Origin of the sequence: Trichocoleus sp. FACHB-46 (assembly GCF_014695385.1) — a bacterium.
Classification (GTDB): Bacteria; Cyanobacteriota; Cyanobacteriia; order FACHB-46; family FACHB-46; genus Trichocoleus.
Genome location: NZ_JACJOD010000033.1, coordinates 36746 through 47100 on the forward strand (window position 1 = coordinate 36746; position 10355 = coordinate 47100).

Consider the following 10355-nt stretch of genomic DNA (forward strand, 5'->3'; position numbering starts at 1 on the left):
GTAGAACCGGACAAAGACTGTTTTAAGATGCATGCGATTGATAGTAGGTGAGGAATTGATACATAGCCTTCTAAGTTATATCAGTAGCTTAAGAGACATGCCAAACATTAAGATACTTAAAGCGATTAATTTTTTAGGCATGCTATATCCAACCTTGCAGGAAGGCAATGCCCCTAATGCAGGCCAGAAAGTGTAGCGCTAAAAATTGTGTGTTGGCGAATAATTCCTACCTTTAGGATTTGTCTTATCTGTGTAATCAAAGACAAATAAATAGTAGTCACAGGTCTTTTTAACTACAGATTCTTATGCATTAACTTCTTAGCCTCTTGCTAAGGAATCGCCTCATAATCACTTAGGCTTCTAGACGAAATAATTTTTACGACTAATTCATTTCCTACTGTACCTAAATGTCGCTCGGGAATATCGAGACAAAACCTAGCGCGTACGACTTCGAGATACCAATTGTCAAACTCGTCCTGCTTTGACAGCTTAGTTTCTTGAGAGACATTCGGCTCGGCTTCATCCCCACTTCCCTGATCCTCCGATCGCGCTGGCAATGCTAAGATTCGCACAAAGCAATATTGAAGGCCATTCCGAAAGGGGAGCCATGTACCGATAAGGTCGTGGCTCCTTTTTAATTTTTATGCCCTACAGCACCCGAATCTACGACGAACTTCCACTGTATGCCCGTCTTGCCGATGAGCAAGGGGTGCTAGCGCACGTCTGTGAAGCCTATCAACCAGAGCTGGATGCTATCCTTTCCCGCTTAGAGCGGCAGGAGTTTTTCTACAATCCAGACCTCACGCCGGAACGCTTTTTAGATTGGTTAGGACAGTTTGTAGGACTAGCTCCCATAGGAGAGCACTGGTTGGGATTAGGCCTGAATCCTGACTGGCCTGCTCAACAAAAGCGTACCGTTATCGCGCGAGCTTGGCGCTATTGGCAACTCAAGGGCACTGAGTGGGGCGTGCGCGAAGCTTTAGCCCTGTGGTTGCAATGGGAGGAATCTCACAGCCGCGATCGCCTCGCTATCAACTTACCTTTTGGAAAATCACCGACTGCTCACCCGCCTAAGTGGTGGGATTACGTTACAACCTATGATGCTTGGCTGACTCAGACTTGGGAAGAGCGGCAGCAGTTTGGCAGCGGTGATTATCCTCAAACCTACAAGCCAGATTGGTTCTCTTTAGAAAGTTCAGATTGGTTCTGGGAATATGGCAAGGTATGGACGGATCGAACACTCGATCAGGTTAATGCAAACCCCATTGATTCACCAGGCTCAGCTTTAGGTCCAGATCGTCCTTGGATGCACTTGCACCCAGAGGTTCAGGACTGGAACCGCCTATTTCCTGATGTCCTAGATCTCAATCTTGAAATTTGGAGTGCTCAAACTCAACCCACTACCTTTGGCTGGCTGGACTTTGAGGAAACTTCTCCTGTTCTGTTACAGCGCAATGCTAATCTACCGCAGCAACAAACAGTCCGAGAGTTTGAAATTCTTGGGTTTCAATACGATGACCTGCTGCCTTTCTCAGCTTTGGATGTGCAACCAGAGCCATTCAGTATTGCTGAGGAACAAGTCGAGTTTGGTATCTGGGGAGAGCTTGGCTGGGGAGATACCTATGAAGATGGTTGGTGGTATACAGCGCCGCGACTCATCACCATTCAGACGATTACTACGGAATCGCCAACGGCTAATCTCTATGTCCAAGCCTCACCCCTCCAAGGTGCAGCCGAACTTGAGTTAGCTCTGGAAACAGTTAGCTCGGTGATTGAGGCCCCAGCGATCGGAGGCACTTCTGCAATAGAGCTACAGACAGCAGAGTTAGTAATTGAAGCCTCAGCGATCGGCGGGCAAGTAGGTGACCTAGAAGAAGAATTACTAACGGCTGACCAACCAGCTGAGGCGCGATCGCTCGGTGGTACTGATAGCCTTGCTCTGTCCACTGCTGACCAAGCAGCTGAGGCGCGATCGCTCGGTGGTACTGACAGCCTTGCTCTATCCACTGCTGACCAAGCAGCTGAGGCGCGATCGCTCAGTGGTACTGACAGCCTTGCTCTGTCCACTGCTGACCAAGCGGTGAACACCTCTTCATTCAACGCTCGTATCTATGACTGGTTCTTCTCTACCGCCTGCCTGTAACTTATGACCCTGGTATTCAACCAAACCAAACTCGGTCTCCTTAATCGATCGCTGGACCTAACCAGCGGTACCTTCTACTTGCAGCTAGTTACTGTTGTGCCTACAGACCCTGCTATCACCAGCGTGGCGCAGCTATTCACAGCAACTGGCGGTAACTATGCCCCTTTTATATTCAATAACCTACCAGTTCTTTCAACTAGCGGTGATGCGGCGATCGCCTCCTTTGACACAGTCCCTTACTGGCCTCAGTTAGCAACCAATGGCGCTGCCAGTATCAAGGGATCGGTACTCTGCAAGCAGGTTGGTGGAGGCCCATCTCCTTCTGATCCTATCCTTTGCTACAACGACTTGGCGATTCCCTTCAGTCCGAACGGCACAGCAAACTTCCGTGCCATCCTTGCTAACACAGGTGTCCTTCGACTTCTATTCTCGGAAGGATTAGTTTTTACTCAAACCTTACTAGGCCTGCTAAACCGAGCCCTGAATTTAACCAGCGGTACCTTCTACGCTCATCTAGTTACCACTGCACCCACAGCCCCAGCATTCACTGCTGTATCGCAACTAACACTGGCAACTGGAGGCAATTATGCTCCGGTTCTCCTATCAGGGTTGGGATTTGGCACTAATGGCAATGCTGCGTTGTGGCAGGCAACCAACCCAACTTGGAGTAACTTAACAACCGATAATGCAGCCACCATTAAAGGCGCAGCGATTTGTAGACAGTTAGGAGCTACCCCAGCTCCCACTGACGCACTCATTTGCTACAAGCCCCTTAATTCAACTCAGTTTCCAACTGGTTATGTCACTAACGGCTCAAACTTCACCGCTGAAATTGGTGCAACAAATGGACTATTGAGGATGCCTTAATGGAACGCTGCAATCCCGGATTTGAGACAGAAGTTGTAGTTGGCAATTCTCAACAGGTAATTCCCGACGTACCTGCAATCCCTACCAACCAATTTTTTACGGTTATAGCAGGTGAGTTTCGGCTAGAGGAACCAGTAGCGATCGCCACTCATTTCAGCAGTTTTGAGCAAGGAGATTGGTTTTATTTTGCAGGTATTCCAGCAGTGCCCGGTGATGTCGTTAATGTGCCTGTGCTTGAACGAGTTCAACTCTGCAATGTTGTTGATCAATTTAGCCGAAGACAGGCAGAGGGAATTGATTTGCCAACTCCAGTTCCTACGGCTCAATCTCTTTTTGAAATCTATCCCACCTTAGCTCGAATGAGCACAGGTGAGAATTGGCAACTTCTGCTAGAAACAGATACCGGAGTGACGGTGCTCTCACCGGTGACATTGTTTTGGACAGATGAACTAGGGAGACGCTTCACCTCCGTTGACTTGGAGCAGGGGCGCGATCGCCTGTTACTAGAGTTTGTCTTCCAATCCTCACAGCCCACGACTTTGCGCTCAGCAAACCTGATTTTGAAAGAGGCGCCAGATGAGTCACTAGCGGCCCAATTGAGCGAATCTGCTATTCAAGGCAAACTATTCCAAATCAATCAGTGGTTGAGTTTTTACAGTCGCACTGAGTTGCCGTTTGTCATTAATGGGCAAGGGATTGCTCAAATTGTGACTGAATCCAATACTTTACCCTCTCAAGTAAGTACGAGTTCGGGACAGTTGAGGTTGATACATGCTTGCCTGCAAGCGTACTTGACAACAAACCTGGCTCAATATCGAGAACGGTCGCTGACATTAACAGAGGCGTTGCTAAATTACTTCTACCCAGAACCAATTCCTATAGATACTCAAACTCTATGGGCACCTCACTGGTTAGTGAACGCTGGTGATTCTTTTGCTGGCCAAGGACCCGTTGCTCCACAACCAAACAACTATGGAGCTTTTGATGTAGCGATCGAGTTTTTCAATGGAGTCGGCCAACTTCCAGAAAACATAGCTGAAGTTTACAAGGTGTATACCGGGGAACTGACTTGGGTAAATGCCTCAGCTGAGTTGGCAGAGGGCAAAAGCTACGCGATCGATTACTGGGTTGATGCGGACAGCCAACAACGATTTCCTAACTCACAGGAGGAGGAAGACGTACAGACGGAAGGTTCTATCTTTTATGTCACAAGTCAGGAGACTCAATTCGTCTCCCCAACTTATTCAGCATTTATTTTGGGGGTTTATTGATGCCAATTCGAGGATTAGATGCAGTCTCAGGAGAACCGATTTTTCTTGAAACTTTTCAAGGGGATGGGACAGAGCAAGCTCCTTACCGGCTAGCCCGCGCAGATAAGATTGCTCATGACAGATTAAATGATGTCAAAACAGAAATTGGCAAACTTGTCACCATCCTCTCTCGCACTACAACTCCCACGCCAATTAGCATTAGTGGTGCTGGCGATTCTCCGATCGTTAGCCCTACCACAGGAAAGGCTCTTCGCATCTGTGCCATTAGTTTTACAGCCGCAAGCCTTGTCACTGTCACTTTTAAGGGTGGAACCACAGCAATTTCCGGCGCAATGCAGCTGACAGATTATTCAGAAGCATTCAATCCACCTCTTGGGCTAGCAATTGATCAACCTTTCAGGCTAAGTCTAGGCTCAGCTGTTGCAGTCAACGGATTTGTTACCTGGTATGAGGTGTAAAAGATGGGGACCATTCGTGGAGCTGCCAGTGTTCTAGTTGTGCCGATTGGCTCAATGCAAGACTATGAGGGAGATATTCCGGGAAACGGCATTATTCAAGAGAGTGGATTAACTTGGCTCCTACTTGATGGAGCAACAATTGGTAGCGCGAGTAGTGGTGCTGCCCGATATGCCACGGACAAAGCGCGCGAGCTGTTCAAAAAGTTGTGGAACAACGTAAATCTAGTGATTTTCACAAACACTGGTGTCCCCAGCACTAGAGGGGCAACGGCAGACGCTGATTTTGATGCTGGCAAACGGCTATCTCTTCCCGATCCGCGTGGGCGAGCTGTGATTTCTGCTGGTCAAGGATCTGGACTGACTAACCGCGCTAGAGGCCAAACCGGAGGGGCGGAAACCCATACAATGAGCACCGGTGAGATGCCCACTCACGGGCACGGGGCGTACCACAACAATGAGGTCTACAAGCTTGGGGCTGGTGGAGCGGGAGAGAACGTTTCGCTCAACCCCACGTACTACGGGTTTAACGCGGGAACCGATTTGCAAGGTTCTGGGAATGCCCACAACATCATGCAACCGTATTACGTCACGGGCGGAAAATTAATTTTGGCAGGAAGAGTATGAAATTTCAGCATCATCCGGACAACTTCATTTACCTGAATGACCTGCGTTTGCCACTGGAGGTTTTCCAGAAACAAGAGCCAGACTATTCACTGCCTAAGGGAGCAACCCACCGCCTCTATACAGGCGATCGCCATCTGCTCTACAGCAAAGATAGTCAATGGGCGGGAGAGGTCCCTTGGCAAGAAGGCGATCGCTATCTGGCCAACATCGCCAAGTACCAAGCAGATTGGGAAGCCCGCCTAGCAGCTCGTTTAGAGCCATCACCGACTACCGTTGAAGAAGCAAGAACGTACATCGGGGGGAAAATCAATACGTTAAGAATCGAGAAGGAGCAAGCCGGAGTTGTTTGGAATAGCCATCCGGTCCAGACCCGTCCGATGGATGTCAATAACCTCAATGCCGAAGTCTTGGCAACTCAGACAGGTGCTCGGCAAGACGGTGAAATCTGGCGAATGGGAAACAATGAAAATATTTTCTTAACGAATGCCCAGCTGCTTGAAATGGCGGCGGCGGTTCGAACTCACGTTAAGCGGTGCTATGGGGCGGCATGGCAGCATAAAGCGGTCATAGAACAGCTTCATACTGTTAATGAAATCCTGAGTTACAACTTCCAGCGTGGGTGGCCCTGATGCCAGGCATTCCAGGCCAAATTGTTCTCAAAAACAAAGCCTTTTCAGGGATTTTGAAGGTTGCTTATTCCAGTTTTTCAGGACCTAACATTCAAAATGGGCAAGCCTTTGACATTGAGCCTATGTGGCGATCGCTGCAACCAACAGAGACAATTGTCACTTTTGAGTCTTTGGCTCAAGCAGCTGATACCTTCAGGTTGCTTTATGAGGTAACGAGGGAGGAACAGTGGAATAGAGCTTATCAGGCAACGCTCTCAACCTTTCAATCAGTTGCAAGACTCCGAAACACTGTTTATTTTTTTAGACGCGAGACAACGGGACAAGTGCTTTCGCACTGGGGCACTAGGATTCGCACTAGCAATCCTAACCCTGTATTGGCGCTACGACTGCCCAATGGCTTGGTCAGATTAGATATTCCGTTAAATCAAGGAACTGAAACGGAGCTCAAGCAGCAACGGATTGCAGTGGAGTTAGCTGCTGAATCTCGAATTCAAGCAGAAATTGGCTTGAGCACTGCTGGTAGTGTCGCTATTGTCCTTACCACAACTGACGACAACCGCTGGGAGGCAGGGTTTGTTTGTGAAGGGAACAACTCAGTTGTGGAGCAATCTTTTGGAACTCCTGATTTCTTGCAATGGACTAATGAGACAACTTGGCACGCTGGGTTGCCGTTCTATACTTTTCGGGGAGCTACAGGACTCGCTAGTTCATCTGTAAGAAACGTGGCGATCGCCGCTGGCAACTCAGTGGTTGCTACTTTTGAACTCGCAGGAAATTTCGACTTTGCAGGGGCTGGCTTGAAGGGCAGCTTCAAAGAAGTTCCTAGCCCTCTTACCTATGCACTCAGCAATAATCCCGTACAGCTGAGACTACAGGATCAAGCGGGATGGTACTGGGAAAAACTGTTGCCAGTTACAGGTGGTCAATTTGTCACCTTGGTCCTAGCTTGGAGCGAATTTCAGCTGGCAGCCGAGCAGACTAACGTGGGACCAACACCAGGGATACCATCCATTGATGGACCCATTCAAGCCGTTGAATTCGTGGCGGGGCGGGATACTTCACTCCTTGCAATTCACTACTTGGGCGCATCTCCTCAAAGATTACTTCCCCCCGTCACGATTAAAGGCTGTAGCATTGTCAGTCGTGAGTCAGCCTTTCATAGCTTGTTGGTAGGAGATGTACAACTGCTCCCAAGCGAACAACCAAAATATACACCCGGTGTTACTCCTCACGCTGTCTCGATCCAAGGAGAGCAAGTTCAGGATTGGCGATCGCTTCCGATTGTGGGTAATCAGCAACTGGCAATTTGGTCACTAGTCGGTCAATCAGAGGCAGCAGAGCAGGTTTACCAATTCCTCTCAGACGCTCAGAATACCTACGCCTTAAAAACAGGAATTGATGGTCCTTTTGCACCTGCCTATATTTGGCCCAACCGTTCTAATTTCCAAGAGGAAGGTAATGAGTTTACTTGGACAGATACTAATTTTGATTTGACATGGGGGGGATGGCAGGCAAAAGCAGCCGTTTCCACCGCTTATGGCTGGTATCTAGAACCCGATGCCTCGGGACTGGCTCAAGATATCACACTCCGCTTTCTAAAATTTTTAGATGATAGTTGGGGCAGCGGAGCCATCGCTTGGGTAAGATTTTCTGAACAAGAACGACCCGTCGCCGGTGGCGATGTGGCAATAGTGGCTTTATATGCCCAAGCAGCTGTCTATGCCAATTTGGCAGGAGGCGATCGCACTCTCACTTATCGGGTGTTGAGTAAAAGTTTGAATTATTTATTGGAAAATGCCGAGTTCCCCCTAGCAAATCCGCCAGGAGCTATTACTGGATATGAAGTAGCGGAAACAATCGAAGCCTTAGCTTTGGTGCTAAAACACAAATCTCAACTGAGCTATCCAACTCCGGCGGATTTAGGAGACAAAGATAGTGACTTTGCGGCTAAGCTAGTGAAAGTTTCCCAGTTTGCTACCCCTTTGAATTTGCCTCAGCAAGCTGCTTATGGGCTTAGGTTTACAGTTCCAGTCCAAGAACTGTAGGATTGAGCCAATATCAACAATCCATCACTGCAAAGGTTAACCCTAATCGGAGACCGCGACTCAATCAGAGAGTGGCGGTCTCTTTGTTTTTAACTCCTACCTCTATGCCTGATCCACTTGAACGTAAAGATCACGACTTAGGAATTGTCTTTGTTCCACCTGCTTCACCCACTGATCCGCGCGTACCCACAGCGGAAGAGTTGACGTTGGGGCAGCAAATTACAAGTTCGGTGATCAGCCGCTCCCGAATTCAACAGGGGTGGCAACAGCTTCCGCAATTAAGTTTTTCCCAGAACCGACGATTAGCGATCGCCAACGGTAAGGCCCTTTTGCCTGTGTATCCAGGCATCTTGCTGCTCAACACAACGATCACTGTTCCAGTTCTAAGCAGTAGCGCTAGCACCATTAAGCAGTCCGACTGGGTTTACTTAGCTGGCTTTGAGGCCGAGGTAGGAGCTGCTCAAGACCCAGTCTTAGGAGAATACGCTTTCCAGTACCGCGATCGCGGTACGAATCAGATTGCTACCATCACCAAGGAGAACACTCGACGACTGCGAGCTTTTTGGGCGATCGTTCTGAGTCCTAACCCTTTATCAACAACAGATTTTCTCAACTTACTAACGTTGGAGGGCGACAACCGTAGGCTAGCGATCGCTGATACCTCCGATCTAGGTTTCAATATCGGCTCAGCCAGGTTCTACGCCAGAGACCCTAATCTCACCCTGAACGCTGGATACACCATTTTTAGTAATTCCATCAATCTGGTTGAAGTGTGCCAGGTGCGGCGACTGCAAAACTACACTGAACGCGGCTACATCTGGGGTTATGGTGGGGAGGGGGCACTGAGTGCTGAGTATCATCTGATTTCAACCGCTCCTCGGATCGACAACCGCGACCTAGAAAATGCAATAAGGCAGCGGTGTCGAGAAATATTTGCGGGCAATTCTGGGTCTGGTTCTGGCTACGCTTTAACCGTTCAAAACCTGATTGCCAGTTCAGTGGGGGGCAATCCAGGCTACCCAGGAGAGTCGGCAGGTAGCCCCAATGGTTCTGTTTGCTTGGCCGACGATCAGCGCGTCAGCTTTACCAACCAAGCCATTATTCAGAAATATAGTTGCCAAGTTGTAACTGCCACTAACAATGGCTCTGGTAGCCCATTGGTAACAGTTAGCTTGAATACGAGTTCTCCCACTGGGAAGTTCTTCAGTGGCAATCGCCTTGATCATCGCATCTATTCTGCCAATGGTGTGGATCAATCAGAGCGCGGAGCCTGGAGTAACCTTGGCGGGACCGGATCGCTGATTTGGGTCGGAGATGCCAATACCACCATCACACCTGGCTCTACAGTCTATGTTGTTCCAGGGATGTACTATCCAGCTGGCTCGGGATTCAGTATTCCATTTGATGCCGTGTTACAGGTTTGGCGAAACGCAACTCAGATTTCTTCAGCGAATATTCGAGCCGCTGACTCAGCTGATTTAGATGCTTACGCAGACCCAGCTAATAACGAAGACTTCTTTGTAGTAGTGGGCAAGGAGCGAGCGGCTCTGCACTATATCCTCAAACGGGTCACAATCACGACCGATGCTAACGGTGTCACAGTAATCCCAGCAACAGAGCGGGGCTGCTTCGCGTTCATTCAAGGGGTAGCAAGCCGCATTGACACACCTGTTAAAACTGGGTTAGCTGCCAACACAACTTACAAGGCGCTGGTCTACTACCCACCTCGGGCTGATGAAACTTGGCAGCTGCTGATGGCCTATGCGGAGTATGCAGGCATTGGTACGCTGGAACCTCAATTTCTTTCAGGTGCAACTGTTGTTTCTAAGCCTCTGTTTTTCATTCACACGCAAGGTGGGGGGAGCGCAGTTCATCAGGGTGAGTCGGATACTCAGTTGGCACCAATCGCGATGCATTTGCCCGCGATCGCGGCTCCAGCCATGCCTCCCTATCGCTTCAATGCACCGGTGCAAATTCTAGGTGAGCCGTATCCAGGCCCCATCACCCTGCGAGAGTATCCCCTCTTGCCTGCCCCTGGCTTGGCGCTACCCGCCCCCGGTCAAACGCTCTCCTTAGAGGCAGCAACTCAAGTGCAATCGCGATCGCTGCGAGCTCGCATCATGGTGGATGGTCAGTTGATGGGCTTTCGATCCCCCATCTTGGCCAGCCGAGCTGAGTTTCAAGCAGTGTTGATGTTTGTCGTTGAGAAAGGGGGCGATCGCCGACTTGTAATGATTGCTCGCAATACGAGTGGAGGAGAGAACATCCCCATTGACTCTGACCAGCAAACTGCTTTTGACACATTCAGGCTTTAGGGT

General features: G+C 49.2%; 9 protein-coding genes. 8 read left to right on the forward strand and 1 reads right to left on the reverse strand.

What is annotated here, in order from left to right; genetic code table 11:
- Positions 1-329: 329 nt before the first annotated feature.
- Positions 330-572, reverse strand: a complete 243-nt coding sequence (locus tag H6F72_RS21200; RefSeq protein ID WP_190440426.1) for a hypothetical protein — start codon at positions 570-572, stop codon at positions 330-332.
- A 71-nt stretch (positions 573-643) separates the two neighbouring features.
- On the opposite strand from H6F72_RS21200, the gene H6F72_RS21205 reads away from it, so the two are divergent.
- The 8 genes from H6F72_RS21205 to H6F72_RS21240 all read left to right on the forward strand — a co-directional run bounded on the left by H6F72_RS21205 (position 644) and on the right by H6F72_RS21240 (position 10352).
- Entirely contained in the window at positions 644-2143 is a 1500-nt protein-coding gene (locus H6F72_RS21205; RefSeq protein ID WP_190440429.1) for a phage tail protein, read from the forward strand.
- Positions 2144-2146: 3 nt separating this feature from the next.
- Positions 2147-3010, forward strand: a complete 864-nt coding sequence (locus H6F72_RS21210; RefSeq protein ID WP_190440432.1) for a hypothetical protein — start codon at positions 2147-2149, stop codon at positions 3008-3010.
- A complete protein-coding gene (locus tag H6F72_RS21215) occupies positions 3010-4281 on the forward strand; it encodes a hypothetical protein (RefSeq protein ID WP_190440435.1) in 1272 nt (423 codons plus the stop codon). Before H6F72_RS21210 ends, H6F72_RS21215 begins: the two co-directional genes overlap by 1 nt.
- Positions 4281-4739, forward strand: a complete 459-nt coding sequence (locus H6F72_RS21220) for a hypothetical protein (protein ID WP_190440439.1) — start codon at positions 4281-4283, stop codon at positions 4737-4739. Before H6F72_RS21215 ends, H6F72_RS21220 begins: the two co-directional genes overlap by 1 nt.
- A 3-nt stretch (positions 4740-4742) precedes the next feature.
- On the forward strand, positions 4743-5363 hold the full coding sequence (locus H6F72_RS21225) for a phage tail protein (RefSeq protein WP_190440445.1): 621 nt from the start codon (positions 4743-4745) through the stop codon (positions 5361-5363).
- Complete coding sequence (locus tag H6F72_RS21230) at positions 5360-5992, forward strand: DUF4376 domain-containing protein (RefSeq protein ID WP_190440447.1); 633 nt, start codon at positions 5360-5362, stop codon at positions 5990-5992. The genes H6F72_RS21225 and H6F72_RS21230 overlap by 4 nt, the downstream gene beginning before the upstream one ends.
- Positions 5992-8037 (forward strand): hypothetical protein, encoded by a 2046-nt coding sequence (locus H6F72_RS21235; protein ID WP_190440449.1) that lies wholly within the window; start codon positions 5992-5994, stop codon positions 8035-8037. Before H6F72_RS21230 ends, H6F72_RS21235 begins: the two co-directional genes overlap by 1 nt.
- 104 nt (positions 8038-8141) lie before the next feature.
- Complete coding sequence (locus H6F72_RS21240) at positions 8142-10352, forward strand: hypothetical protein (RefSeq protein ID WP_190440452.1); 2211 nt, start codon at positions 8142-8144, stop codon at positions 10350-10352.
- Positions 10353-10355: the final 3 nt, after the last annotated feature.